This is a genomic window from Burkholderia sp. AU31624, assembly GCF_020420065.1.
Classification (GTDB): domain Bacteria; phylum Pseudomonadota; class Gammaproteobacteria; order Burkholderiales; family Burkholderiaceae; genus Burkholderia.
Genome location: NZ_JAIZRT010000005.1, coordinates 328,260 through 352,161, shown reverse-complemented (window position 1 = coordinate 352,161; position 23,902 = coordinate 328,260). Strand labels below are relative to the sequence as shown.

Below are 23,902 nucleotides of genomic sequence, written 5' to 3'. Positions count from 1 at the left end.
TCTCCAACAGGTTGCGCAAGACGCGCCGCGCCTTTTTGCAAGCGCCCGCGTCCAAGCCCACTTGCGCAATCGAGCATTTTTTTCACACTTAGGGGCTTGTATGACTAACGCAGCAAACGTCGCAAAGGACCAGGCGTATGTAATTCCGTTCGAGCAGTTGCGGATGACCGATGTGGAGATCGTCGGCGGCAAGAATGCGTCGCTGGGCGAAATGATCAGCCAGCTTTCCGAAGCAGGCGTTCGCGTACCCACCGGTTTCGCCACGACCGCGCTCGCGTTCCGCGATTTCCTCAAGCACAACGACCTTACCGACCGCATCGCCAAGCGTCTCGAGTCGCTCGACATCGACGACGTGAAGGCGCTCGCCGAAGCCGGTGCCGAAATCCGCAAGTGGATCGTCGATGCGCCGATGCAGGCACGTCTCGAGCAGGAAATCCGTGAGCAGTTCGAAACCCTGAAGAACAGCTCGCCGGGCGAGCTGTCGTTCGCCGTGCGTTCGTCCGCGACCGCGGAAGACCTGCCCGACGCATCGTTCGCCGGCCAGCAGGAGTCGTACCTGAACGTCGTCGGCATCGACGACGTGCTCGACCGCATGAAGCACGTGTTCGCGTCGCTGTACAACGACCGCGCGATCTCGTACCGCGTGCACAAGGGCTTCACGCACGCGGAAGTCGCCCTGTCGGCCGGCGTGCAGCGCATGGTCCGCTCGGACGTCGGCGCGGCCGGCGTGATGTTCACGATCGACACCGAATCGGGCTTCAAGGACGCCGTGTTCATCACGTCGAGCTACGGCCTGGGCGAAACCGTCGTGCAGGGCGCGGTGAACCCGGACGAGTTCTATGTGTTCAAGACGACGCTCGCACAGGACAAGTACCCGATCATCCGCCGCTCGATCGGCTCGAAGCTGATCAAGATGGAATTCACGCAGCCGGGCGAGCCGGGTCGCGTGAAGACGGTCGACGTGCCGCACGAGCAGCGCAACCGCTACTCGATCACCGACGAAGACGTGATCGAGCTGGCGAAGTACGCGGTCATCATCGAGAAGCACTACCAGCGTCCGATGGACATCGAGTGGGGCAAGGACGGCCGCGACGGCAAGATTTTCATCCTGCAGGCACGTCCGGAAACCGTGAAGAGCCAGGCGACCGGCAAGGCCGAGCAGCGCTTCAAGCTGAAGGGCCAGTCGCAGGTGCTGGCGACGGGCCGTGCGATCGGCCAGAAGATCGGTGCGGGCCCCGTGCGCGTGATCCAGGATCCGTCGGAAATGGAACGCGTGCAGCCGGGCGACGTGCTGGTGGCCGACATGACCGACCCGAACTGGGAGCCGGTGATGAAGCGTGCAGCCGCGATCGTCACGAACCGTGGCGGCCGGACCTGCCACGCGGCGATCATCGCGCGTGAACTCGGCGTGCCGGCAGTCGTCGGCTGCGGCGACGCGACCGACATCCTGAAGGACGGCGCGCTCGTCACCGTGTCGTGCGCGGAAGGCGACGAAGGCAAGATCTACGACGGCCTGCTCGAGACGGAAGTCACGGAAGTGCAGCGCGGCGAACTGCCGGAAATCCCGGTCAAGATCATGATGAACGTCGGCAACCCGCAGCTCGCGTTCGACTTCTCGCAGCTGCCGAACGGCGGCGTGGGTCTCGCGCGTCTCGAGTTCATCATCAACAACAACATCGGCGTTCACCCGAAGGCGATCCTCGAGTACCCGAACATCGACCAGGACCTGAAGAAGGCCGTCGAGAGCGTCGCGCGCGGTCACGCATCGCCGCGTCAGTTCTACGTCGACAAGCTGACGGAAGGTGTCGCGACGATCGCGGCGGCGTTCTATCCGAAGCCCGTGATCGTGCGTCTGTCCGACTTCAAGTCGAACGAGTACAAGAAGCTGATCGGCGGTTCGCGTTACGAGCCGGACGAGGAAAACCCGATGCTGGGCTTCCGCGGCGCGTCGCGTTACATCGCTGAAGACTTCGCGCAGGCGTTCGAGATGGAGTGCCGTGCACTGAAGCGCGTGCGCGACGAGATGGGCCTGACCAACGTCGAGATCATGGTGCCGTTCGTGCGTACCGTGAAGCAGGCGGAGCGCGTCGTCGGCCTGCTCGAGAAGTTCGGCCTGAAGCGCGGCGAAAACGGCCTGCGCCTCGTGATGATGTGCGAAGTCCCGACCAACGCGATCCTCGCCGAAGACTTCCTGCAGTTCTTCGACGGCTTCTCGATCGGCTCGAACGACCTCACGCAGCTCACGCTCGGCCTCGACCGCGACTCGGGCATGGAACTGCTGGCTGTCGACTTCGACGAACGCGACCCGGCCGTCAAGTTCCTGCTGAAGCGCGCGATCGATACCTGCCGCAAGATGGGCAAGTACGTCGGCATCTGCGGCCAGGGCCCGTCCGATCACCCGGACTTCGCGCAATGGCTGACGGACGAAGGCATCGTGTCGATCTCGCTGAACCCCGACACGATCATCGATACGTGGCAGGCGCTCGCCAACCGGAAGTAACGGTCGGTAACGTGCCATCGACGAAGGAGCGGCGCTGCTGCTCCTTCACTGAAGGCAAATTGCAAGGTTCATGCTATAAACACCCCGGTAGATACCGGGGTGTTTTTGTTTGTCGGTACGAAGCGGGCTGCTCCAGGCCTGCCGAACGCCCGCCCGGGAGTCACGAACAAATCGATCCGGAACAGCGCTTCAGCGCGTATTCTGGTTCCATGCCACGCAAGTAAGCGCGGGAGATGTTTTTCTGGAGACCACAATGATGTCGGGGCATCTGTTCTGGTGGGTCGCGGTGGGCGTGCTGGTCGTGGCCGAGTTGCTGACAGGTACGTTCTACCTGCTGATGATCGCGCTCGGCTTTCTCGCGGGCGGGCTGCTGCAGCTGGCCGGTTTCGCGCCGCACGTGCAGTTCGGTGCGGCGGCCGTGGTCGCGATCGTCGCGATGGTCGTGTTGCGGCGTTCGGGGCTCGGCCGCAAGCAGAAGCGCGACACGTCGACGAATCCCGACGTCAATCTCGATATCGGCGCGACCGTCACGGTCGACGCGTGGCGTGACGGCCGCGCGCGCGTGCAGTATCGCGGCGCCGACTGGGACGTCGAGCTCGAGAACGGCGAGCGCGACGACGCGCACGTGTACCAGGTGAGTGCCGTGCGCGGCAATTGTCTCGTGGTCGTGGCGAAACCCGCGGGCTGATCGTCCGCCGATACAACAAGGAGGGAATATTTCATGGATTCGCTGATCATCTGGGTTGTCCTGCTCGTCATCGCGATCGTGATCGTGTCGAAGACGGTGAAGATCGTGCCGCAGCAGCATGCGTGGGTGCTCGAACGCTTCGGGCGCTATCACGCGACGCTGTCGCCCGGCCTGAATATCGTGCTGCCGTTCGTCGATCGCATCGCATACCGGCACGTGCTGAAGGAAATCCCGCTCGACGTGCCGAGCCAAGTCTGTATCACGCGCGACAACACGCAGCTGCAGGTCGACGGCGTGCTGTACTTCCAGGTGACCGATCCGATGAAGGCGTCGTACGGGTCGAGCAACTTCGTGCTCGCGATCACGCAGCTCGCGCAAACGACGTTGCGCTCGGTGGTCGGCAAGCTCGAACTCGACAAGACGTTCGAGGAGCGCGACTTCATCAACCACAACATCGTGTCGGCGCTCGATCAGGCCGCGGCGAACTGGGGGGTGAAGGTCCTGCGCTACGAGATCAAGGATTTGACGCCGCCGAAGGAAATCCTGCACGCGATGCAGGCGCAGATCACCGCGGAGCGTGAAAAGCGTGCGCTGATCGCCGCGTCGGAAGGCCGCAAGCAGGAGCAGATCAACCTCGCGTCGGGCGCGCGCGAAGCGGCGATCCAGAAATCCGAAGGCGAGCGGCAGGCTGCGATCAACCAGGCGCAGGGCGAGGCCGCCGCGATTCTGGCGGTGGCCGAGGCGAACGCGCAGGCGATCCAGAAGATCGCGAACGCGATGCAATCGCAGGGCGGGATGGACGCGGTGAACCTGAAGGTGGCCGAGCAGTATGTCAGCGCATTCTCGAATCTCGCGAAGCAGGGCAACACGCTGATCGTGCCATCGAACCTGTCGGATCTCGGCTCGGCGATCTCGTCGGCGCTGACGATCGTCAAGAGCGCGGGGGGCGCGTCGGGCGGGAAGGCCTGAGTCCGGATTGGCGCGGGGCGCCGGTGGCCGCCGCGTGTGATCGACGTGCGGCGAATCGTCGCGCAGCCGGAGGCGGATGATGCCCATGCGGTGCCGTCGTCGGTGCCTTTGTACAGCCGAAACCGGCGGCGTGGCGTGCCGAGTGTCGCCCGTGTAGCCGCGCCCGATTCACTGATACCAAAGCAACACGGCCCGCTTCGAGCGGGCCGTGTCGTGTGTGATGCGTGTTGTCGCGCAGGTCAGGTGCCGGCGCGCATGATGCGGGCCTTTTCGCGTTCCCAGTCGCGCTTCTTCTCGGTTTCGCGCTTGTCGTGCAGCTTCTTGCCCTTCGCGAGCGCGATGTCGCACTTCACGCGACCGCCCTTGTAGTGGAAGTTCAGCGGCACGAGCGTGTAGCCGCGCTGCTCGACCTTGCCGATCAGTTTCTTGATTTCCTCGCGGTGCAGCAGCAGCTTGCGCGTGCGAACCGGGTCGGGCGTGATGTGGGTCGAAGCCTCGGGCAGCGGGCTGATATGGGTACCGATCAGGAAGATCTCGGCGTGCTTGATCACGACGTAACCTTCCCGGATCTGGCCGCGCCCGGCGCGCAGCGCCTTGACTTCCCAGCCCTCGAGCACGAGCCCCGCCTCGTAGCGTTCCTCGATGTGGTAATCGAAGTGCGCTTTCCTGTTGTCGATGATGCTCATGAAAGGATCGGGCCAACTCGTTTAAAATCACGATTTTAGCAAAGCGGGGCGGGAATCGCCCGGCTTGCGTTCTCACCTTGAGCGATGCCGCGCGATTTATGGCAGATGTCCAGAAAACCGTATTGATCCGTCACTCGGCGGAACAGATGTTCGACCTCGTCACCGACGTGGCCGACTACCCCAATTTCCTGCCCTGGTGCGGCGGTGTCGAGATTCGCCGTCAGGACGAGAGCGGGATGGAAGCGCGCATCGACATCAACTTCAAGGGCATCAAGCAGCATTTCGCGACGCGCAACACGCAGCAGCGCCCGACGCGGATCGACATGGAGTTCACGGACGGCCCGTTCAAGAAGTTCACGGGCGCGTGGCGCTTCACGGCACTGCGTGCCGATGCCTGCAAGATCGAATTCGCGCTGCACTACGAGTTCTCGAGCATCCTGCTCGAGAAGATCATCGGGCCCGTGTTCAGCCATATCGCGAACACGTTCGTCGATTCGTTCGTGAAGCGCGCCGACCAGCGCTACGGGAAGGGGTGACGCGATGCTGTCGATCGAAGTCTGCTACGCGCTGCCGGATCGCCAGACGCTGATTCCGCTGTCGCTGCCCGAAGGGGCGACCGTTCGTTCGGCGATCGATGCGAGCGGCGTGCTCGCGATGCACCCGGAAATCGATCTCGCGAACGCGAAGACGGGCGTGTACGGCAGGCTTGCGCCGCTCGACGCACCGCTTGCCGACCACGACCGCGTCGAGATCTACCGCCCGTTGATCGTCGATCCGAAGCTCGCGCGCCAGCGCCGCGTCGACAAGTCGCGCCGCGCCGGCTCCATCGAGGGCCGCAAGTGGATGCACAAGGATTCGCGCTGACGCCGGCCGTTCCACGCCTTTCGTCCCGATTCGTCTGATCAAACGCCGTGGCGCTCAGTGGGCCGCGGCGTTTGCGTTTGCCGGCGCGCTTTCCGACGTATCGCCGCCGGCGGGCGTGTCGCCGTGCTGCCGCACCGATCCGTAGACGCCCGCGAGCAGCAGCACCAGCGCGGCGATCTCGAGTGCATGCGGCATCCGCTGGTCGTACACGAACGCGTAAAGCATCGCGAACACGGTTTCGAACACGATCAGCTGGCCCGACAGCGTGAGCGGCAGCCGCTTCGACGCGGCGTTCCACAGCCCGTTGCCGAGCCACGACGCGCCGATCGCGAGCACCAGGTTCAGCAGCCAGAACAGTTGCCAGCGCGACGCCGGGACCGCTGCCTGTACGGTGCCGGCCGGGAGCGCGAGGATCGCGATCCAGACGAGCCCGCCGATCAGGCCCGTCACGACACCCCACAGCACCGACCACTCGTTGCCGCCGAAATGATGATGGCGCTGCAGATAGCGTGCGTTCGCGACCGCATACCAGGTCCAGCTCGCGAGCGCGCCGGCCGCGCAGGTCATGCCCGCGAGCTTCTGGCCGAGGGTCGTCGCATGCGCGGCCTCGGAGGTGAACAGGTCGACGTTGATGCAGACGATGCCCGCGATCACCAGCGCGAGTGGGGCCGCGAGCCGCCGCAGCGGCACGGCGCCGTGGTCGCCGAGGCCCGCGAGCGTGACCGTGACGGGCAGCACGCCGACGATCAGCGAACTGGGCGCGATGCCGATCAGATGCACGGCGCCGGACAGCAGCATGTAGTACGCGACGTTGCCGACGACGGCGAGCCTGACCAGCGCGACGAGATCCTCGCGGGTCAGCCGCGCGAGCAGCGAGCGGGCCGCCGGCAGGGCGGCCGCCAGCGACACGAGGCCGTACATCGCGTAGCGGCCGGCGCTCAGCAGCAGCGGCGAGAAGTCGGTCAGCAGCCGAGGAACGAGAAACACCATGCCCCACAGGGCACCTGCCAGGACACCATAGACCACACCGCGTCGCATCGACCGCTCCGAACACATGACTGACGAGCGCGCATCGTAGCGACGCGGCTGCCACGTCGTCTTGTTCATTCCTGCACTCGGCACCGGGCGGCGCGCACGCGTGCTGCGCCCGGGAGCGATCACGGCAGGCTGCGGATCATTCGTCAGCCGAATCGGGCGGTGCGCCCGCGTTGTGGCCCGACGCCCCGGCTCGCGCGGGCCGACGTACGGCGCGCAACGTGCCGCTGTTGCCGCCGCCGCAGTAGAAGCGCTCGTGGCCGTCGGATTCGAGCCCCGATACGCCGACGCCGGCCGGCATGTCGATCTGCTCGAGCACCTGGCCGGTGCGCGGATCGATGTGCCGCAGGTCGGCCTGGTCGGCTTCCCAGGTGCCGTGCCACAGCTCGCCGTCGACCCACGTCACGCCGGTGACGAAGCGGTTCGATTCGATCGTGCGCAGCACGGCGCCCGTTTGCGGGTCCACCTGATGAATCTTGCGTTCGCGGTACTGGCCGACCCACAGCGCGCCTTCGGCCCAGGCCAGCCCGGAATCGCCGCCTTTGCCGGGAGCGGGGATCGTCGCGAGCACGCGGCCCGATTCGGGATCGATCTTCTCGATGCGATCTTCGACGATCTGGTACAGGTGGCGGCCGTCGAACGCCGTGCCCGCATGCGCGGCAACGTCGAGCGAGCGGACGGTCGTGCCGCGTTCGGGGTCGAGCGCATTCAGCTTGTCGCCGGACGCGTACCACACGTACTGCCCGTCGTACGTGACGCCGTGTACGCCGTCGACGCCCGGAAACGGGCCGTATTCGCGAAGGATGTCTGCTCGGGAGCGTTTCATGTTCGTTACCTCGTCGTTCGATGCGGTCATCCTAATCGGCCGGCAGCGGGGCAGGGAGTAACAAGGTCGTCGCGAAACCGGGCAATGGCGGCGTCATCCAGCGGCGCGCGCGGCCGCGGCCGAGCGCCTGGACCTTGTCGGCTTCGGCGAGTGCGTCGAGCGCGCGCTGCACGGTGCGCTGGCTTGCGCCGAGGGCCAGCGCCAGCGCGGAGCTCGACCACGCTTCGCCATCGGCGAGGAGCGCGAGCACGGCCGCGTGGCGATCGTCGACCGGGCGCGCCAGCACGACGGTCTCGCGTATGCCGAGCGGTTCGAGCGCGAAGCCGCGCGGGGTGGCGACGACGTTCGCGAGCGGCCGCAGCACCGCGCGCAGCCGGCCGATCTCGACACGCAGGCGTGCGCGATGCGATTCGTCAGCGTGTTTCGCGCGGAATGCGACGGCAACGAGCGCGTTGCGCGACACGTCGGCCGGCCAGGCCTCGCCGAGCGCGCGGGCAAGCACGAACAGCACGGGCCGCCGCGCAAGCGACACGGTCGTGCGCGCATCGCGCACCGTGTGGCGGCACGCATCGACGACGAGCGCGTTCGACGCGAACAGTGTTTCGACTTCGTCGAGTTGCACGAGCCGCGATGTACCGCGCGCGATGAGGCGCGCGGCCGGGGCGTCGAGCACGCGTGCCGCGGCCTCGACCTCGGCCGTCAGCGCGGCGATGCCCGCGTCGCGGGCGGCTGCGCGCGCACGGGCAAGCGCTGCGCGGGCCGCGTGCGTGCGGATGCGGCGCATCGCAATGCCGGCCGCGATCAGCTCATGGGCGGCGCGCGATGCAGCCGGCAGCGGCGCGGGATCGAGATTCGCGAGCATCCGCTCGGCATCGTCGAGCTGGCCGATCAGCAGCAGCCGGCGCACGCCGAGATAGTGCGCATGCGCGGCGTTCGCGCGGTCGCCGTGCGCGTCGAGCGTCGCGCATGCGGCATCGAGCGCGCGCGTCGGCCAGCGCAGGTCGCGCGACGCGAGCGCGATCTCCGCTTCCGCGACGACGCAGCGCGCACGCGCCACGGCCTCCCTGGCGCCGAACGCACGAGCGGCGCCGCGCACGAGTGCGCGAGCCCGTTCGAAATCGCCGAGCTGCGCTATCGCGATCCCGCGCAGCGCGAGCGCCGGCGCATCGTCGCGCAGCGCGACGCGGTTCAGCGCGCCGAGCGCGTCACCGGCCGCGAGCGCGCGCGCGGCCGCGGTGATCAGCGAATCCATCCGAATCCCGACACACTTGTCACTCCCTCCGGTCCGATGCCCGCCCCTAATCTAGCACCACGCACACGGCACCGGACGCCGTGCCCGGATACCCATCGGAAGGAGGAACCCGCCATGACGACTCATCTCACCGGAACCCGCGACGAATGGCTGGCCGAACGCCGCGCGCTGCTCGACGCGGAAAAGGCGCTGACGCGGCAAAGCGACGAACTCGCGCGGCGGCGCCAGGCACTGCCCTGGGTGCGCGTCGACAAGACCTACCGGTTCGACACCGAAGACGGGCGGGCAACGCTCGACGACCTGTTTCGCGGCCGTTCGCAACTGCTCGTCTATCACTTCATGTTCGGCCCCGACTACCAGGCCGGCTGCCCGTCGTGTTCGTCGGTCGCCGACGGTTTCGACGGCTTCGCCGTGCACCTGGCGAACCACGACGTGACGCTCGCCGCCGTGTCGCGCGCGCCGCTCGCGAAGCTGCTCGCGTACCGCCAGCGGATGGGGTGGCACTTCCCGTGGGCGTCGTCGGTCGGCAGCGATTTCAACTTCGACTTCAACGTGTCGTTTACCGAAACGCAGCAGCGCGCGGGCGACGTCGAGTACAACTACGCGCGGGCCGGCCACGCGATGGACATGGATCCGCCGCCGGCACCCGTCGTGGCATTCGCGGCGACCTGCGGTACCGACGCGCTCACGTATTCGCTCGACCGGCCGGGGATGAGCGCGTTCGTGCGCGAGGACGGTGCGGTTTATCACACGTATTCCACCTATGCGCGCGGCCTCGACGGGCTGTGGGGGATGTACCAGTGGCTCGATCGCGCGCCGCACGGGCGCAACGAGACCGGCCCGTGGTGGCGCCGTCATGACGAGTACGCACGCGGCTGAGCGCGCCGGCGACGGGCGGAGGCGGGCGATGACTCGGCCTGCCGCAGGCGTCGCGGGCCCCGATCCGCGGGCCTTCGCGGTGGCGCTCGCGGCCGTGTTCGCCGTTGCCGTTGTTGCGACCGTGATGCAGCACGCGTCGATGGCCGCGATAGGCGGCGCACCAATGTCCGGCGGCTGGATGACGCCGGCGGCATGGCAGCGGCCGTGCGGATGGGGCGCCGGCCGCACGTTCGAGGCGTTCGCCCGCATGTGGGGCGCGATGACGGCGACGATGATGCTGCCCGTGCTCGCGCCGGTGCTGTGGCGATACCGGCAGGGCGCCGGGCCGCTGGCGGCGGCGCGTTCGACCTGGCTCGTCGCCGTGGTGGGCGCCGGGTATTTCGCCGTGTGGATGGCAGTCGGCGTGCTCGTGTTTCCGGCCGGCGCGGCGCTGACGAGTGCCGCTGCAAGGCTGCCGGCGCTCGCTCGCGCCATGCCGTTCGTGGCCGGCGCGGTCGTATCGGTCGCAGGCGTCCTGCAATTCTCCGGATGGAAGGCGCGCCGGCTGACGTGCTGCCGGCACGCGGCGACCGGCGTGCATCCGCCGCACGCGGAGGCCGGTGCGGCATGGCGGCACGGGGTGAGCGCCGCCACGCGATGCGGGGCCTGCTGCGGCAACCTGATGGCGGTCGCGCTGGCCATCGGCATGATGGATCTGCGCGTGATGGCGGTCGTGACGGTTGCGATCGCCGCCGAGCGCCTGATGCCGGCGGGCGGGCGGGTTGCGCGGATCGTCGGCTGCGTCGTGGTCGGCGGCGGCGTGGTGATGATCGTCCGCGCGGCCGGGCTGCTATGAGGCGGGACGGTGGGCCCGTTCGGCCCATTGCCGGGCCGGGCTTCATCGTCGCCGCCGCCGCGTGGGCCGTCCGCAACAGGCAGATGGGCCGTTTCGCGGCCGGCTGCGCGAATGGCTCGATGCGGCGGTGAAACGAAAGGCGATCGAAAACGAACCGAACGGCGATCCGAACGATTCGGCCCCCGAACGGCCGAAACCGGCTAAGCCGTTGTTCGTGTTGTGAAAATTCGCAGCGCTTCGCGTATAATTCGCTTTTGCGCCCATAGGATTTGCCATGCGTCTGATCCAAAAAGCACTCACTTTCGATGATGTGCTCCTCGTTCCCGCCTTCTCCGACGTTCTCCCGCGCGACACCAGCCTCAAGACCAAGCTGACCCGCAACATCTCCCTGAACATGCCGCTCGTGTCCGCCGCGATGGACACGGTCACCGAAGGTCGCCTTGCGATCGCGATGGCCCAGCAAGGTGGCGTCGGTATCGTCCACAAGAACCTCACGCCGGCCGAACAGGCCCGCGAGGTCGCGAAGGTCAAGCGTTTCGAATCGGGCGTCGTCCGCGATCCGATCACGGTGCCGCCGCAAATGAAGGTGCGCGACGTGATCGCGCTGTCGCGCCAGCATGGCATCTCCGGCTTCCCGGTCGTCGAAGGCCCGCAGCTCGTCGGCATCGTCACGAACCGCGACCTGCGTTTCGAAACCCGCCTCGACGAGCCGGTCAAGTCGATCATGACGCCGCGCGAGCGCCTCGTCACGGTCAAGGAAGGCACGCCGCTCGCCGAAGCGAAGGCGCTGATGCACAGCCACCGCCTCGAGCGCGTGCTGGTCGTCAACGACGCGTTCGAACTGCGCGGCCTGATGACCGTCAAGGACATCACGAAGCAGACCGAGCACCCGGACGCGTGCAAGGACGAACACGGCAAGCTGCGCGCAGGCGCGGCGGTCGGCGTCGGTCCCGACAACGAAGAGCGTGTCGAGCTGCTGGTGCAGGCCGGCGTCGACGTGATCGTCGTCGATACCGCGCACGGCCACAGCAAGGGCGTGCTCGAGCGCGTTCGCTGGGTCAAGCAGAACTTCCCGCACGTCGAAGTGATCGGCGGCAACATCGCGACGGCCGCCGCCGCGAAGGCGCTCGTCGAATACGGCGCGGATGCGGTCAAGGTCGGTATCGGCCCGGGCTCGATCTGCACGACGCGGATCGTCGCCGGTGTCGGCGTGCCGCAGATCAGCGCGATCGCGAACGTCGCGGAAGCGCTGAAGGGCACGGGCGTGCCGTGCATCGCCGACGGCGGCGTGCGCTTCTCGGGCGACGTGTCGAAGGCCCTCGCGGCCGGCGCGAACGCGGTGATGATGGGCAGCATGTTCGCGGGCACCGAAGAGGCGCCGGGCGACGTGTTCCTGTACCAGGGCCGCCAGTACAAGTCGTATCGCGGCATGGGTTCGGTCGGTGCGATGAAGGACGGCGCGGCAGACCGCTACTTCCAGGACAACTCGGCGAACATCGACAAGCTCGTGCCGGAAGGCATCGAAGGCCGTGTCGCGTACAAGGGCTCGGTCAACGCGATCCTGTTCCAGCTGGTCGGCGGCGTGCGCGCGAGCATGGGCTACTGCGGCTGCAAGACGATCGACGAGCTGCACGACAAGGCTGAATTCGTCCAGATCACCGCGGCGGGCATGCGCGAGTCGCACGTGCACGACGTGCAGATCACGAAGGAAGCGCCGAACTACCACGTGGACTGATTGCCGATGAAACCGCTGCTGCGAGCCGTGCTGATCATCGATGCCGTCCTGCTGCTGGCGTTCGGCGTGCTGTTCGTGCTGACGCCCTGGCAGTCGCTCTTCAACGCGCTGCAGCTTGCGAACGTCCAGCCGGCGATGCTCGGCCAGGCGTTCGGCATCGCGTTGCTCGGGCTCGCGTGGCTCGCGTTTCATGCAGCGTTCAACGGGGATCTCACGGCGCCGGTCGCGCGTTCGGTCGGCCATGTGTATTGGCTGACCGGCGCGCTGACGATCGTCTGGTCGATCGGCACCGGCAGCGGTCCCGCGCTCGCGGCCGCTGGCCGCGTGCTGTCGGCCGTGGCCGGTGTCGCGCTGATCGTGCTCGGCCTCGGCGGCGTGCGGCTCGCATCGGCCGTGCGCCAGCGCGAAAAAGCGCAGGCGCGGGAGCAGGCGCTCGAGGCGCGCGCGCCTGCGCAGCGTCCGGCCGAGCCGGCGACGGCACCCGCGTCGTCACCTGCACCGCAGCGTGTCGAACCCGTCGTCAGCCGTCCCGCAGCGTCCGCTGCATCGTCGTCACCGGCCGCATCCGGCTCATCGTCGTCCGGCACCGTCGCACTCGACGAGCGCCCGCCGATGCAGGATTGACCGGCCATGCGTCGCGCGTGCTGCCTTCCGCCCGACGCCGCTGTCCATGCTATTGACGCAGCGCATGATGAAAATGATGCGCTGCTTTTCTTATTCTCTTCATCCCGTCCGCAGCCATGCACGACAAAATCCTGATTCTCGACTTCGGTTCGCAAGTCACCCAACTGATTGCGCGACGCGTGCGCGAAGCGCACGTCTACTGCGAAATCCATCCGAACGATGTGTCCGACGACTTCGTCCGCGAGTTCGCGCCGAAGGCGGTGATCCTGTCGGGCAGCCACGCGAGCACGTACGAAGACCATCAGCTGCGCGCGCCGCAGGCCGTGTGGGATCTCGGCGTGCCGGTGCTCGGCATCTGCTACGGCATGCAGACGATGGCCGTGCAGCTCGGCGGCAAGGTCGAGTGGAGCGATCACCGCGAATTCGGTTACGCGGAAATGCGCGCACACGGCCACACGCGCCTGCTCGACGGCATCGAGGACTTCAAGACGGACGAAGGCCACGGGATGCTGAAGGTCTGGATGAGCCACGGCGACAAGGTTGCCGAACTGCCGCCGGGCTTCGCGCTGATGGCGTCGACGCCGAGCTGCCCGATCGCCGGGATGGCCGACGAGGCGCGCGGCTACTACGCGGTGCAGTTCCATCCCGAAGTCACGCACACGGTGAAGGGCCGCCAGATCATCGAGCGCTTCGTGCTGCAGATCGCCGGTGCGAAGCCCGACTGGATCATGAGCAACCACATCGAGGAAGCCGTCGCGAAGATCCGCGAGCAGGTCGGTGACGAGGAAGTGATTCTCGGCCTGTCGGGCGGTGTCGATTCGAGCGTCGCGGCTGCGCTGATCCATCGCGCGATCGGCGACCAGCTCACCTGCGTGTTCGTCGACCACGGCCTGCTGCGCCTGAACGAAGGCAAGATGGTGCTCGACATGTTCGAGGGCCGCCTGCATGCGAAGGTCGTGCACGTCGACGCGTCCGAACAGTTCCTCGGCCACCTGGCCGGTGTGACCGATCCGGAAGCGAAGCGCAAGATCATCGGCCGCGAGTTCGTCGAGGTGTTCCAGGCCGAGGCGCAGAAGCTGTCGAAGGCGAAGTGGCTCGCGCAGGGCACGATCTACCCGGACGTGGTCGAATCGGGCGGCACGAAGACGAAGAAGGCGACGACGATCAAGAGCCACCACAACGTCGGCGGCCTGCCGGAAACGCTCGGCCTGAAGCTGCTCGAGCCGCTGCGCGACCTGTTCAAGGACGAAGTGCGCGAGCTGGGCGTTGCGCTCGGCCTGCCGCCGGAGATGGTGTACCGCCATCCGTTCCCGGGCCCGGGCCTCGGCGTGCGGATTCTCGGCGAAGTGAAGCGCGAGTTCGCGGACCTGCTGCGCCGCGCGGACGCGATCTTCATCGAGGAACTGCGCAACACGACCGCGACCGCGCAGGATGCGGCTGCCGGCCTGTGCGGCGAAGCCGATGTCGGCAAGAGCTGGTACGACCTGACGAGCCAGGCGTTCGCGGTGTTCCTGCCGGTGAAGTCGGTGGGCGTGATGGGCGATGGCCGCACGTACGACTACGTGACGTCGCTGCGCGCGGTGCAGACGACCGACTTCATGACCGCGCACTGGGCGCACCTGCCGTACGCGCTGCTCGGCCGCGCGTCGAACCGGATCATCAACGAGGTGCGCGGGATCAACCGTGTGGTGTACGACATCTCGGGCAAGCCGCCGGCGACGATCGAGTGGGAGTGAATTGACGTCCTTCGATGATTATCGCCAGCCATCGAAAAACTGCCGTAACGTTTTGACTGTCAAATCAATACGTCGCGGAGTCTATCGGTGGCTATCGTCGGCCTGCAAAACAAGTTGGCGGTAGAGTGGGCGGTAAAAGTCGAGGCCGGATCAAGACATTCCCGGTCACTATTCAGACTTTTACCGTCTTCGACGGTAAAAGTCTTCCCGGGGAAGCTTGTTTTATTCGGCTTTCGGGGCATCCGCAGGTCTCCCGATCCCTGACGGTAAAGCCGACGGTAACGCCGTCAAAAAATTGGACGCGGTGAATGTTTCGGAATGTGCGAAACGGACTGCGTTCAAGCGGCTGCGCTGCCGCGAAGCGAGACGGCGTCGTACCAGCGTCGCAGCGCACGGAATTCTTCCGGAATCGACAAGTCGATCGCCTTGGCGGCGAAATCCACTGTGGCGAGCAGCGTGATGTCCGCTACCGAGAAGTTCTCGCCAGCGGCGAAGGGCGACTCGGCCAACCGCGCGTTCATGTCCGCGAACAGATTTTTCACGCGCTGCGTGCTGCGCTCAACCAGTGCAGGGATCTGCTCGTAGTCGTGCGGTCCCGCGATCGCTCGACCCTTCAGGCCGGGCGCCTTGTTACGAATCGCTTCCATCACTGACGCGAAACCTTCCTGCTCGATGCGGCGATCCCACATCGAGACCACGGCCTGTTCCGCGGGCGTCGTGCCGAAGAGCGACGGCGTCGGGTACACATCATCGAGGTAGCGGCTGATGACGGGCACTTCGCCGAGGGCCGTCCCATCATCCAGCACCAGCGTGGGCACGACGCGGCGCGGATTGATGGCGCGGTAGGCGTCGCCGTGTTGTTCGCCCGTGCCCAGGTCGACCGGCACCAGGGTGGGAGTGAGGCCCTTCTCGGCGAGCAGGATACGCACGCGACGGGAATTGGGCGACGACGTGGAGTGATAGAGCTTCATTTGAATTTCCTTGAGAGATTGAATGGGTGCGGGCTCAGAGCTTGGAGCCGCCATCCACGCGCAACGTGTCACCGGTGATCCAGCGCGCCTGGTCCGAGGCCAGGAACGCGACGACGCTGGCGATGTCTTCGGGTTGGGCCACGCGTTGCAAGGCCTGCATGCCGAGGGTTGCCTCGCGTCCCGCGTCCGTCTTGGTGAAACTCGACATCTCGGTTTCCACGACGCCCGGTGCCACCGCGTTGACGCGGATGCCACGCGAGCCGAGAGCCGCAGCCCAGTGCTTCACCAGCGTATCGATCGCACCCTTGGTGGCCGAGTAGGCAGAGAGCGTGCCGACCGAGGCGTGTGCCGCCAGCGAGGACAGCAGGACGATGCTGCTTCCTTTGCACAGAGCAGGCAGTAGTTGCTGCACGAGGAAAAATGGTGCGCGCACGTTGACGGCGAAGAGCGCGTCGAAGTCCTCGACCGTCGTCTCCTCGATCGACGCGGCCTTGGCGATGCCCGCATTGGCCACCAGAACATCCAGCCGTCCGCCGATGATGGTGCGAACGCGTTCGGCGAGCTGGTGCGGACCGTCCGGCGAACGCAGGTCGGTTGCGATCGTCTCGGCTTTGCCGCCGGCCCGGCGGATTTCGTCGACCACGGCGCTCGCCTCCGTCTCGCCGCTGCCGTAGTGAACCAGGACCTGCGCTCCGGCCGCGGCCAGCGTCAAGGCGGTGGCGCGGCCGGTGCCGCGCGAAGCACCGGTGACGAGCGCGGTCTTGCCCGTGAGTGAGTTCATGACGTCCGTCTCTAAAGAGGTTGCGAGGTCGCTCAAGCGCTGGCCATGCCGGCCGGGCCTTCGTTCAGGAACTGAACGGCGTGTGCGACGAAGCGCTCCGGGTACTGATAAATCGAGCCGTGGCCGGCGTCCGGATAGAGCACCAGCTGGGCGTTCGGCAGGTGCTGCTGCAGCGTGACGGAGTGCGCGGTCGGGATGATCGCGTCGTGGCTGCCCTGGACGATCAGCGTGGGCTGCCGGATCGACTCCAGGTAGGCCAGCGCATTCTCGTCCGGCGCGATCCATTTGCCGATGGCGGCGCCTTGGGCGGCGACGGTTTGCGCGCTCACTTCCGGGTCGCGATCCTGGCGGCGCCACTTGCGTTGAAGGAAGGCGATGCCGGCTTTCTGGCTGGCCTCGGACGGAGCGAAGTGCACCGACAGCCAGAGATGTTCAGGCGGCTCGTAGCGGCCCGCAAAGATCTCCGCCGAGCGGCTGGCCGTCATGTCGTTGCCGCGATGGCCGGTGCCGACGAGGATGAGCTTGCGCACGAGATCCCCGCCTTGAAGTGCGATCTCTTGCGCGACAAAACCGCCAATCGAGATGCCCAGCACATCGACCTGGGGGAGGCCGAGCGCGCGGATGAAGGCAATGGCGTTGGCGCCCATTTCGGGGAAGCTTGCCGGTGTCTCGCCGGACGAGCTGGACACGCCGGCGTTGTTGAACAGGATCACCTCGCGCGTCTCTGCGAGGCCGTCGGTCACGGCCGGATCCCAATAGTCCATCGTTCCGGTGTAGTGCTGGTTGAAAACGATTGGCACGCCGCTTGACTTACCGAACCGGCGATAGGCGAAGCGGATGCCATTGGCCTCGATGTACTGGGTCGGGGCGGTGTGATGAGTGAAGGTGTGCATGGTCGTATTCCCTATGAGGCTGACGGATCCTTGAGCGGGCAAGGTGCTGCCCCGCCTCGGTGAAAAGCCGGGCGTTGCCTGGGTGACAGGCAGGGCCGCGCCGGCTCGGCGCGGCCCGGATCAGCCGGCTGTCTTGCCGCCATCGACGGTGACGATCTGGCCGGTCACGAACGCTGCGGCGTCCGAAGCCAGGAAGCGCACGGCCGCTGCAATCTCGGCCGGCTTGCCGACGCGGCCCAGCGGCACGCGTGAAGCGAGCGCAGCCTTGTTCTCCGGCGTGGCGGTGAAGCGGTCCAGCATGCCGGTGTCGGTCGGACCGGGAGCCACGGCGTTGACGCGAACGCCTGCGGCCGCCACTTCCAGCGCTGCGGACTTGGTCATGCCCTCGACGGCATGCTTGCTGCCGGCGTACACCGACGCGTAGGCCGCGCCTTCATGGCCGTAAGTCGAAGAGATGTTGATGATGCTGCCGCTGCCCTGGGCAGTCATCACGCGCAGTTCGTGCTTCATGCTCAGCAGCGTGCCGAGCACGTTGGTGTCGAAGGTGGCGGCGTAGCTGTCGGCGGTCTGGTTCACGATCAGGCCGGGCTGGCCTTCGGTGCCGGCGTTGTTGACGGCCACGTCCAGGCGGCCGAAGTGAGCCACGGTCTGGTCCACCAGATCCTGAACCTCCTGGTCATGCCGGACATCGGCCTGGATGAAGTGGGCCTCGGCGCCCAGCTGACGGAGTTCGGACTCGAGTGCCTGGCCTTCCGCCGACCGGCGGCCGGAGATGACGAGACGGGCGCCGCTGTCCGCGAACGCCAAGGCGGTGGCGCGACCGATGCCGGTCAACGCGCCGGTGATGAGAATGACGGGGTGGTGGCTCATGATATGCTCCTTGAGGTATGACGGTTGACGTACGGGCGATGGGTTGCTGTCGTTCCGAATCTGCTTTCCCCGCCGCCATGGGTGAGAATTTAGGGGCTCCCCCTCAGAAACAAAAAGACTTTGTAAGCGGGTGGGGATGCCTAAAAAGCATGGGAGCAAGCATGGAGCTGAGACATCTGCGCTACTTCATCGCTGTGGCGGAAACGGGCAGTCTGACGGTGGCCGCCGAGCGGCGGCTGCATACCTCCCAGCCTTCGCTGAGCCGGCAGATCCGCGACCTGGAGGATCAGGTCGGCGTGGATCTGCTGAGCCGCAGCACGCGCGGCGTCGAACTGACGCCGGCGGGGAAAGCGTTCATCGATCACGCGCGATTGGCCCTGAGTCAGGTCGATGCGGCGATCGAGGCCGCGCGCCGGGCGGCGCAGCCGAGCAAGCAGCGTTTTGCACTGGGCTTCCTGACCGGACAGGAGATGACCTGGTTGCCGAAGGCGCTGAACTTGCTACGCGACGAGTTGCCGAACATCGACGTGACGGTCTCCAGCGATTACTCACCGGACCTGGCGGATGCATTGGCGCGTGGCAGGCTGGACCTGGCCTTCCTGCGCGCCGAGCCGGGCTTCGATCTGGACTACACGACGGTTGGGCAAGAGCCGCTGGTCGTGCTGATGCCGAGCGATCACACCTTGGCCTCGCAAGAGCGCATCCGACCGCAACAACTCGTGGGACAGCCCTTCGTGGCCATGGCCAACAAGGCGCGCGTGCTGCGTTCCGTGGTGGACACGTACCTGCAGCGCGAAGGTGTGACGCTTACGCCCACCCAGGGCGTGGACAATCCAGCGATGGTGATGTCGCTCGTGGCGTCGACGCGCGGGCTGACGTTGATTCCCGACTACGTCGAGAACCTGCTGCCGTGGTCCGTGGTAAGCCGCCCGTTGGCGGGAGACGCGCCGACAATCGACCTCGTTGTCGGTCACAGCCGTTCCAACACCTCTCCAATCCTCAAGCTCTTCCTGTCCCGGTTGAGCGAACTGGTGCCAGCGGCCGCCAAACAAGCCAAGCAGCCGAGAGTGTCGTAAGGACAGGGGTTTGCCATGTTCGGCGCAGAACCTGTGGTGCTGCGTCAATTTTTTTGCAATACAGTGCCGAGCCCAAGCTCCGCGCACGGGTTGGAGAAATCGGTTGGGCGCACACCCTGCTCATCATGTCGCGCTGCAAGCGCGCGCAGGCGCGTCAGGACGACGAGAGCCTGTCCATCTGCATCATCATGTGCAAGAAGAGGCCTTGCATGACACGAACACATCGCAGCTCAGTCAGTCAGCGTCGTGGGCGGCCACAAAATGGCCGTCCTGCCGTTGCCTTATATTTGGAATCAACCGGAAGACTGCTGCGACAAGAAAACGGCCTGGCAGGTTGCCAAGCCGTTTTTCATCAATGGATTGCGCGAATCGGAAGCATCGCGACCCGGATGCTCACGCGTGTGCGCCCACGAGCGAACGCAAGTACGTCGGCACTTTCGCCTTGGCCGTTGCCTGCACACGGGCCATGAGCGCGTGATCGATACGATTCAGTCCGTACGTCCGCGCAATGTCCTGCTGCAGCCGGCACCACAGGTGCCCGGCCATCTCGGCATCGACCATCGCCCGGTGTGCGCGGCCCGATTTCGGCAGCCGCAGCATATCCACCAGGCTCGACAGGCGATGACTCCGGGCATCCGGATAGATACGTCTTGCCACGAGCATCGTGCACGCAAAGGCATGCTCGGCCGACACGCCAAGCAGCCCGAGTTCGGATTGCCAGAACCGTTTGTCGAACCCGGCGTTGTGGGCGACGACCGCATGCTTGCCGACGAACGCCGCGGCTTCCTTCATGACCTTCGACGCTGGCGGCGCCGCTGCAATCATCTCGTTCGTGATGCCGGTCAGCGCGACGACATCGGACGGTATGCGTCTGCCTGCATTCATCAGGCTCTGGAAACGGTCGACGATTTCACCGTCCCGGAGCAGGATGACGGCGATTTCGGTCGCACGGTCGCCCATGTTCGGCGAAAGTCCGGTTGTTTCGAAGTCCAGTACCGCAACGGTTTGCATGGTCGAATCCTGTGGCTTCACGCGGTGTCGTTAGAGTGGCCGAGAGGTTAGCATCTCCCGGCCCGCGACAGGCTCGTTCCGTCCGGGAAACGATCATCCGTGCAAGGGTCGAGCGCGTGGTGCCGGTGCGTCGTGCATGACGCGTCACGTGGCCGCATGCGGCATGCATGGAGCGGACCTGGTATCAGGTCGCCGCGTTCGCGTGCCCGGAGCGCATGACGTGGAGGGCGGCGCGCTATCCCGCGCCGGCCACCGTTATGCGTGCTGCGGCGAGGACAGGGGTGCCGCTCGATAGCGCAGGTGAATCAACGGATAGGCGCGCCCCTGCCCATCGAGCGCCGATCGCCCGGTGCGCTCGAAGCCGAGCCGTTCATAGAATCCTGCCGCCGCTTCGTTCTGTTCGTTGACGTCGGTCGACAGGTCGGGGTGACGCTTGAGCGCCTCTCCCACGAGCAGGCGCCCGACACCCGCGCCGTGGTGAGCCGGATCGACGAACAGTGCTTCCATGTGACTACCGTCGAGCAACATGAAGCCGATTGCGCGGTCGGCTTCGTCGACGGCGAGATCGAGCGGTGCACCGGGCAGGAACGCGACGACTTCGGATTCGATCGCGCGGCGGTCGTCGTTGCTGAGGAAGTGGTGCGTGGCGTCGACCGCGTTGCGCCAGATATCCAGCACGCGTGCGCCGTCGGCCGGAGTGGACTTGCGAATTCGGATCATGGGTTGGCCCATCTTTGATTTGTAATTGGCGGTTCGTCGGCGCGTAGCCGGCACCGTTATGGTTCCGATCGGGCCGCGCGCAAGCGCTGCGAGAAAGACAGCGTAGCTTCACGCATTCAAGTATTGGCCGGACGCTGCGCATGACCAAGTGCCGCCGCACGCTCGATCGCGCGTCGCGCGACATCACGAACCCCCACGCTCATCGGCAAGTCATCGCGATCGAGTTCGGCGAGATCGAACCAGCGCGCGTCGAGTGCATCGTCGCCGGCAGCAGGCGCGCCGCGCAACCATCGGCACAGCACCGCGACCATCACGAAATGCTGACGCACGTCGTCGCTGGCATCGTAGTCGAACGCATCCAGTGCGGTAAAGGTGTCGAGCGCCTCGACGTCGACAGTCGCCTCTTCGGCAATCTCGCGCACGACCGCGTTCGCAATCGATTCTCCCGCTTCGATCTTGCCGCCGGGAAAGCCCCAGCAGCCCGCATCGGGCGGATTGGCGCGACGTACCAGCAGCACGTCGCGCTCTCGCAGGACGATGCCGATCACGGCGGGAACCGGGCGGACGGAAGCGGGGACGATGGTCGGGGAGCGGGGTGAGTCGGACATGGGACGCTACGTGCGGGTGCGTTCGAGTGGTTGGGGCGGCCGGCGACGATTCATTGCGCGCCGTCGGTGCGCTGCTCGATCGCGCGGATCACGGCGACCATGTCGTCCGCGCCATGTCCGGCCCGCTCGGTCTCGCCGTACAGCGCATGGCAGATGTCGAGCAGTGGCGACGCGACGCCGATGCCGCGCGCGGATTCGGCGACGAGGCGCGCATTCTTCAGCACGTCGGTGATCGCGGCCTGCACCGAGAAATCGGCCGCGACGAGTTTGCCGAGCTTCACGCGCGACACGTCGCTCGCCATCGGGCCCGCGTTCAGCACGTCGGCGAAGCGGGAGAGATCGATGCCGTGGCGTTGCGCAAAATGCGTGGCTTCGGTGAGGCCGGTGACCATCGTGATCAGGAACAGGTTCACGGCAAGCTTCATCGTCAGCGCCGACGGCACGTCGCCGCACACGAAGCTGTCGCGGCACAGCGGCTTCACGAGCGCGCGGACGGCGTCGACGTCGTCCGGTGCGCCGGCGAGCATCACGACGAGTTGACCGGCTTCGGCCGGCTTGCGCGACCCCGACACGGGCGCTTCGACATAACGGCCCGACGCGGAGGCGATGTCATCGGCCAGTGCGCGCGAATACTCGGGTGCGTTCGTGCCCATGTTCACGATGACGTGGCCGCCGACACGGGCGGCGAAACCGGGCGTGCCGCGCGCGAGGGCGCCGTCGATCGCCGCGTCGTTCGCGAGCATCAGGATCACGGTGCGGCAGGCCGTGAACACGTCGTCGATGTGCTCGGCCACGCGCGCGCCGGCGTCGCGCAGTGCATCGTCGTTGCCGTGCGACCGGCTCCATACGACGAGCGGCGTGCCGGCCCGCGCAAGATTGAGCGCCATCGGCGTGCCCATCACGCCGAGGCCGATGAATCCGACTGCGGTTTGCATGTTCTGGCTCCCACGATGGGTGGAGACGATCGTGGGCGTCAGTATCGCAGCGTTTCCGCACGCCTGCCATGTCGTCCGCGCAGCCGCGGGAGCGACGTCACGGCCGCGCCGTCATGCCCGCCAGATACGGCCACGGATAGATGCCACGCGCATGACCGTCGCCGAACACCACGCGGATGCCGTAGCCGGCTGCTTCAATGCTGTCCAGCATCAGGTCGGGCCGCACATCGACACGACCGCCGTCGTGCCGGATCCTCCGGCATTCGGCACACGGGCAATCGCCGCGCAACCGTGCATAGCCGACGCGTTGCGTATGACCGTCCGGCCAGCGGAGGGTCAGCGTGCGCGCCGGATGATCGAGCACGATTTCGGTCGGGGAGATCATCGCGACGCCTCGTCGATCTGCCGGATCGCGATCCGCACGGCCTTGCGGACTTCCGGATCGTGATCCTCCCGTGCGCGGGTCAGTGCGGGCAACGTCGCGCGGTCCCGCAATTCGCCGAGCGCAAGCGCGGCTTCCTTGCGCAGGTTGCTGATCGCGTGCGAGAGCAGCGCGACGACGGCCGGCGCCGCGGCCGCGTCGCGCAGTTGCCCGAGCGCACGCGCGGCACGCAGGCGCACCTGCCAGTAGTCGTCGTCGAGCGCGGCGACGAGCGGTTCGCGCGCGGTCGCAATGCGCAGCTTGCCGAGCGTCGTGGCCGCTTCCTCGCGCACCTGCCATTCGCGGTCGCCCAGCGCGGCGAACAGCGCGTGGATGACGAGCGCGTCGTCGGGCGTCGCGAACCCGATCGCGCCGACCGCGATGCGTCGCACGTCCGCAGTGGCATCGGTTGTCGCGATGCCTGCAAGCGGTGGCAGCGCACGCGGATCCTTGAGCCAGCCGAGCACCGCCACGGCTTCGGCGCGCACCTCGGCGTGTTCGGCATCGAGCGCGTGCAGCGCGGGCGCGAACGCGCCGGGGTCGCGCAGCTCTCGCAATCCGCGCAGCACGGCACGGCGCACGAACGGCTCGGGCCGGTCGGCCCATCGGCACAGCACGGCGCCCGATGCCGCGTCCTTCAGTTCGGACAGGCTCTGCGCGGCGGCGGCGCGCACGTCGTCGTCCGGATCGAGCAATGCGCCGCACAGCGCGTCGACGACGTCGGGTTGCTCCCATGCGCCGAGCACACGGGCGGCTTCGCCGCGCACGTCGGCCGACGGATCGTCGCGCAGCGCGGCGACGAACGCGGGCACGAACCCCGCGTCCTCGAGGTCGGCGAGTTCGAACAGGGCGACGCGGCGCACGGCGGCATCGGGCGCGGCGAGGCGGGCGACGAGTGCGGCTTCGTCGGGGGCGTCTGCGCGCGGCAATACGGGAGCGAAGGAGGGGTTGGTCATCGGCGACTCAAATGAGCGTTGAGGGACGCGG

General features: G+C 66.7%; 25 protein-coding genes. 11 read left to right on the top strand and 14 right to left on the bottom strand.

The window, feature by feature from the left end; genetic code table 11:
- Nucleotides 1–100: 100 nt before the first annotated feature.
- The 3 genes from ppsA to LGM89_RS20680 all read left to right on the top strand — a co-directional run bounded on the left by ppsA (nt 101) and on the right by LGM89_RS20680 (nt 4,157).
- Nucleotides 101–2,500, top strand: a complete 2,400-nt coding sequence (ppsA, locus tag LGM89_RS20690; RefSeq protein WP_089495095.1) for a phosphoenolpyruvate synthase — start codon at nt 101–103, stop codon at nt 2,498–2,500.
- 253 nt (nt 2,501–2,753) lie between these two features.
- Nucleotides 2,754–3,188, top strand: coding sequence for an NfeD family protein (locus tag LGM89_RS20685; protein ID WP_046545972.1), 435 nt, complete (start codon nt 2,754–2,756; stop codon nt 3,186–3,188).
- 33 nt (nt 3,189–3,221) lie between these two features.
- A complete protein-coding gene (locus LGM89_RS20680) occupies nt 3,222–4,157 on the top strand; it encodes an SPFH domain-containing protein (protein WP_089495094.1) in 936 nt (311 codons plus the stop codon).
- A gap of 239 nt (nt 4,158–4,396) precedes the next feature.
- Here the strand turns inward: LGM89_RS20680 and smpB are convergent, their stop codons facing one another.
- Nucleotides 4,397–4,843 carry an SsrA-binding protein SmpB gene (smpB, locus tag LGM89_RS20675; protein WP_039342760.1) on the bottom strand — a complete coding sequence of 149 codons (447 nt, stop codon included), beginning with the start codon at nt 4,841–4,843 and terminating at the stop codon, nt 4,397–4,399.
- A 98-nt stretch (nt 4,844–4,941) separates the two neighbouring features.
- On the opposite strand from smpB, the gene LGM89_RS20670 reads away from it, so the two are divergent.
- Both LGM89_RS20670 and LGM89_RS20665 read left to right on the top strand, forming a co-directional pair.
- Complete coding sequence (locus LGM89_RS20670; protein WP_043190873.1) at nt 4,942–5,379, top strand: type II toxin-antitoxin system RatA family toxin; 438 nt, start codon at nt 4,942–4,944, stop codon at nt 5,377–5,379.
- A 4-nt stretch (nt 5,380–5,383) separates the two neighbouring features.
- Nucleotides 5,384–5,707 (top strand): RnfH family protein, encoded by a 324-nt coding sequence (locus LGM89_RS20665; RefSeq protein WP_089495093.1) that lies wholly within the window; start codon nt 5,384–5,386, stop codon nt 5,705–5,707.
- Nucleotides 5,708–5,761: 54 nt separating this feature from the next.
- Here the strand turns inward: LGM89_RS20665 and LGM89_RS20660 are convergent, their stop codons facing one another.
- The 3 genes from LGM89_RS20660 to LGM89_RS20650 all read right to left on the bottom strand — a co-directional run bounded on the left by LGM89_RS20660 (nt 5,762) and on the right by LGM89_RS20650 (nt 8,820).
- On the bottom strand, nt 5,762–6,745 hold the full coding sequence (locus LGM89_RS20660) for a DMT family transporter (protein WP_226273857.1): 984 nt from the start codon (nt 6,743–6,745) through the stop codon (nt 5,762–5,764).
- Between the two features lie 136 nt (nt 6,746–6,881).
- Nucleotides 6,882–7,568, bottom strand: coding sequence for a DUF5074 domain-containing protein (locus tag LGM89_RS20655; protein ID WP_226206900.1), 687 nt, complete (start codon nt 7,566–7,568; stop codon nt 6,882–6,884).
- A 31-nt stretch (nt 7,569–7,599) separates the two neighbouring features.
- A complete protein-coding gene (locus LGM89_RS20650; protein ID WP_226273773.1) occupies nt 7,600–8,820 on the bottom strand; it encodes a helix-turn-helix domain-containing protein in 1,221 nt (406 codons plus the stop codon).
- A gap of 114 nt (nt 8,821–8,934) precedes the next feature.
- Between LGM89_RS20650 and LGM89_RS20645 the strand changes: the two genes are divergently transcribed.
- From LGM89_RS20645 to guaA, 5 genes are all read left to right on the top strand, one after another.
- Nucleotides 8,935–9,699, top strand: a complete 765-nt coding sequence (locus tag LGM89_RS20645) for a DUF899 domain-containing protein (protein ID WP_089495091.1) — start codon at nt 8,935–8,937, stop codon at nt 9,697–9,699.
- Between the two features lie 28 nt (nt 9,700–9,727).
- Nucleotides 9,728–10,534, top strand: coding sequence for a DUF2182 domain-containing protein (locus LGM89_RS20640; RefSeq protein ID WP_226273772.1), 807 nt, complete (start codon nt 9,728–9,730; stop codon nt 10,532–10,534).
- Between the two features lie 274 nt (nt 10,535–10,808).
- The gene (gene guaB, locus LGM89_RS20635; RefSeq protein ID WP_011352433.1) at nt 10,809–12,269 is read left to right on the top strand and encodes an IMP dehydrogenase; all 1,461 of its coding nucleotides are present in this window, start codon (nt 10,809–10,811) and stop codon (nt 12,267–12,269) included.
- A gap of 6 nt (nt 12,270–12,275) precedes the next feature.
- Nucleotides 12,276–12,893 carry a hypothetical protein gene (locus tag LGM89_RS20630; RefSeq protein ID WP_226273771.1) on the top strand — a complete coding sequence of 206 codons (618 nt, stop codon included), beginning with the start codon at nt 12,276–12,278 and terminating at the stop codon, nt 12,891–12,893.
- Between the two features lie 116 nt (nt 12,894–13,009).
- Nucleotides 13,010–14,629 carry a glutamine-hydrolyzing GMP synthase gene (gene guaA / locus LGM89_RS20625; RefSeq protein ID WP_089431228.1) on the top strand — a complete coding sequence of 540 codons (1,620 nt, stop codon included), beginning with the start codon at nt 13,010–13,012 and terminating at the stop codon, nt 14,627–14,629.
- A 338-nt stretch (nt 14,630–14,967) separates the two neighbouring features.
- Here the strand turns inward: guaA and LGM89_RS20620 are convergent, their stop codons facing one another.
- The 4 genes from LGM89_RS20620 to LGM89_RS20605 form a co-directional block, all read right to left on the bottom strand.
- Complete coding sequence (locus LGM89_RS20620; RefSeq protein WP_226273770.1) at nt 14,968–15,600, bottom strand: glutathione S-transferase family protein; 633 nt, start codon at nt 15,598–15,600, stop codon at nt 14,968–14,970.
- A 34-nt stretch (nt 15,601–15,634) separates the two neighbouring features.
- Nucleotides 15,635–16,381 (bottom strand): SDR family NAD(P)-dependent oxidoreductase, encoded by a 747-nt coding sequence (locus LGM89_RS20615; protein ID WP_226273769.1) that lies wholly within the window; start codon nt 16,379–16,381, stop codon nt 15,635–15,637.
- A gap of 32 nt (nt 16,382–16,413) precedes the next feature.
- Nucleotides 16,414–17,274, bottom strand: a complete 861-nt coding sequence (locus tag LGM89_RS20610; RefSeq protein ID WP_226206894.1) for an alpha/beta fold hydrolase — start codon at nt 17,272–17,274, stop codon at nt 16,414–16,416.
- A 120-nt stretch (nt 17,275–17,394) separates the two neighbouring features.
- Nucleotides 17,395–18,144: an SDR family NAD(P)-dependent oxidoreductase gene (locus tag LGM89_RS20605; protein WP_089461221.1), complete on the bottom strand. Its 750-nt coding sequence runs from the start codon at nt 18,142–18,144 to the stop codon at nt 17,395–17,397.
- Between the two features lie 161 nt (nt 18,145–18,305).
- Here LGM89_RS20605 and LGM89_RS20600 point away from each other — a divergent pair, with 161 nt between their 5' ends.
- The gene (locus LGM89_RS20600) at nt 18,306–19,220 is read left to right on the top strand and encodes a LysR family transcriptional regulator (protein ID WP_226273768.1); all 915 of its coding nucleotides are present in this window, start codon (nt 18,306–18,308) and stop codon (nt 19,218–19,220) included.
- Nucleotides 19,221–19,613: 393 nt separating this feature from the next.
- Here LGM89_RS20600 and LGM89_RS20595 read toward each other — a convergent pair whose 3' ends face one another.
- The 6 genes from LGM89_RS20595 to LGM89_RS20570 all read right to left on the bottom strand — a co-directional run bounded on the left by LGM89_RS20595 (nt 19,614) and on the right by LGM89_RS20570 (nt 23,871).
- The gene (locus LGM89_RS20595; RefSeq protein ID WP_089461220.1) at nt 19,614–20,231 is read right to left on the bottom strand and encodes a PolC-type DNA polymerase III; all 618 of its coding nucleotides are present in this window, start codon (nt 20,229–20,231) and stop codon (nt 19,614–19,616) included.
- 255 nt (nt 20,232–20,486) lie between these two features.
- Complete coding sequence (locus LGM89_RS20590; protein ID WP_089495083.1) at nt 20,487–20,951, bottom strand: acetyltransferase; 465 nt, start codon at nt 20,949–20,951, stop codon at nt 20,487–20,489.
- Nucleotides 20,952–21,067: 116 nt separating this feature from the next.
- Nucleotides 21,068–21,559 carry an NUDIX hydrolase gene (locus tag LGM89_RS20585; protein WP_226273767.1) on the bottom strand — a complete coding sequence of 164 codons (492 nt, stop codon included), beginning with the start codon at nt 21,557–21,559 and terminating at the stop codon, nt 21,068–21,070.
- A gap of 50 nt (nt 21,560–21,609) precedes the next feature.
- Nucleotides 21,610–22,494: an NAD(P)-dependent oxidoreductase gene (locus tag LGM89_RS20580; protein WP_226273766.1), complete on the bottom strand. Its 885-nt coding sequence runs from the start codon at nt 22,492–22,494 to the stop codon at nt 21,610–21,612.
- Nucleotides 22,495–22,591: 97 nt separating this feature from the next.
- A complete protein-coding gene (locus tag LGM89_RS20575; protein WP_226273765.1) occupies nt 22,592–22,879 on the bottom strand; it encodes a gamma-butyrobetaine hydroxylase-like domain-containing protein in 288 nt (95 codons plus the stop codon).
- Nucleotides 22,876–23,871, bottom strand: a complete 996-nt coding sequence (locus tag LGM89_RS20570; protein WP_226273764.1) for a HEAT repeat domain-containing protein — start codon at nt 23,869–23,871, stop codon at nt 22,876–22,878. The genes LGM89_RS20575 and LGM89_RS20570 overlap by 4 nt, the downstream gene beginning before the upstream one ends.
- Between the last annotated feature and the right edge of the window lie 31 nt (nt 23,872–23,902).

Bases quoted from the DNA above. Each gene is read 5' to 3' on its own strand.
- ppsA (WP_089495095.1), top strand. From the start codon at position 101: ATGACTAACGCAGCAAACGTCGCAAAGGACCAGGCGTATGTAATTCCG.
- LGM89_RS20685 (WP_046545972.1), top strand. From the start codon at position 2,754: ATGATGTCGGGGCATCTGTTCTGGTGGGTCGCGGTGGGCGTGCTGGTC.
- LGM89_RS20680 (WP_089495094.1), top strand. From the start codon at position 3,222: ATGGATTCGCTGATCATCTGGGTTGTCCTGCTCGTCATCGCGATCGTG.
- smpB (WP_039342760.1), bottom strand. From the start codon at position 4,843: ATGAGCATCATCGACAACAGGAAAGCGCACTTCGATTACCACATCGAG.
- LGM89_RS20670 (WP_043190873.1), top strand. From the start codon at position 4,942: ATGGCAGATGTCCAGAAAACCGTATTGATCCGTCACTCGGCGGAACAG.
- LGM89_RS20665 (WP_089495093.1), top strand. From the start codon at position 5,384: ATGCTGTCGATCGAAGTCTGCTACGCGCTGCCGGATCGCCAGACGCTG.
- LGM89_RS20660 (WP_226273857.1), bottom strand. From the start codon at position 6,745: ATGCGACGCGGTGTGGTCTATGGTGTCCTGGCAGGTGCCCTGTGGGGC.
- LGM89_RS20655 (WP_226206900.1), bottom strand. From the start codon at position 7,568: ATGAAACGCTCCCGAGCAGACATCCTTCGCGAATACGGCCCGTTTCCG.
- LGM89_RS20650 (WP_226273773.1), bottom strand. From the start codon at position 8,820: ATGGATTCGCTGATCACCGCGGCCGCGCGCGCGCTCGCGGCCGGTGAC.
- LGM89_RS20645 (WP_089495091.1), top strand. From the start codon at position 8,935: ATGACGACTCATCTCACCGGAACCCGCGACGAATGGCTGGCCGAACGC.
- LGM89_RS20640 (WP_226273772.1), top strand. From the start codon at position 9,728: ATGACTCGGCCTGCCGCAGGCGTCGCGGGCCCCGATCCGCGGGCCTTC.
- guaB (WP_011352433.1), top strand. From the start codon at position 10,809: ATGCGTCTGATCCAAAAAGCACTCACTTTCGATGATGTGCTCCTCGTT.
- LGM89_RS20630 (WP_226273771.1), top strand. From the start codon at position 12,276: ATGAAACCGCTGCTGCGAGCCGTGCTGATCATCGATGCCGTCCTGCTG.
- guaA (WP_089431228.1), top strand. From the start codon at position 13,010: ATGCACGACAAAATCCTGATTCTCGACTTCGGTTCGCAAGTCACCCAA.
- LGM89_RS20620 (WP_226273770.1), bottom strand. From the start codon at position 15,600: ATGAAGCTCTATCACTCCACGTCGTCGCCCAATTCCCGTCGCGTGCGT.
- LGM89_RS20615 (WP_226273769.1), bottom strand. From the start codon at position 16,381: ATGAACTCACTCACGGGCAAGACCGCGCTCGTCACCGGTGCTTCGCGC.
- LGM89_RS20610 (WP_226206894.1), bottom strand. From the start codon at position 17,274: ATGCACACCTTCACTCATCACACCGCCCCGACCCAGTACATCGAGGCC.
- LGM89_RS20605 (WP_089461221.1), bottom strand. From the start codon at position 18,144: ATGAGCCACCACCCCGTCATTCTCATCACCGGCGCGTTGACCGGCATC.
- LGM89_RS20600 (WP_226273768.1), top strand. From the start codon at position 18,306: ATGGAGCTGAGACATCTGCGCTACTTCATCGCTGTGGCGGAAACGGGC.
- LGM89_RS20595 (WP_089461220.1), bottom strand. From the start codon at position 20,231: ATGCAAACCGTTGCGGTACTGGACTTCGAAACAACCGGACTTTCGCCG.
- LGM89_RS20590 (WP_089495083.1), bottom strand. From the start codon at position 20,951: ATGATCCGAATTCGCAAGTCCACTCCGGCCGACGGCGCACGCGTGCTG.
- LGM89_RS20585 (WP_226273767.1), bottom strand. From the start codon at position 21,559: ATGTCCGACTCACCCCGCTCCCCGACCATCGTCCCCGCTTCCGTCCGC.
- LGM89_RS20580 (WP_226273766.1), bottom strand. From the start codon at position 22,494: ATGCAAACCGCAGTCGGATTCATCGGCCTCGGCGTGATGGGCACGCCG.
- LGM89_RS20575 (WP_226273765.1), bottom strand. From the start codon at position 22,879: ATGATCTCCCCGACCGAAATCGTGCTCGATCATCCGGCGCGCACGCTG.
- LGM89_RS20570 (WP_226273764.1), bottom strand. From the start codon at position 23,871: ATGACCAACCCCTCCTTCGCTCCCGTATTGCCGCGCGCAGACGCCCCC.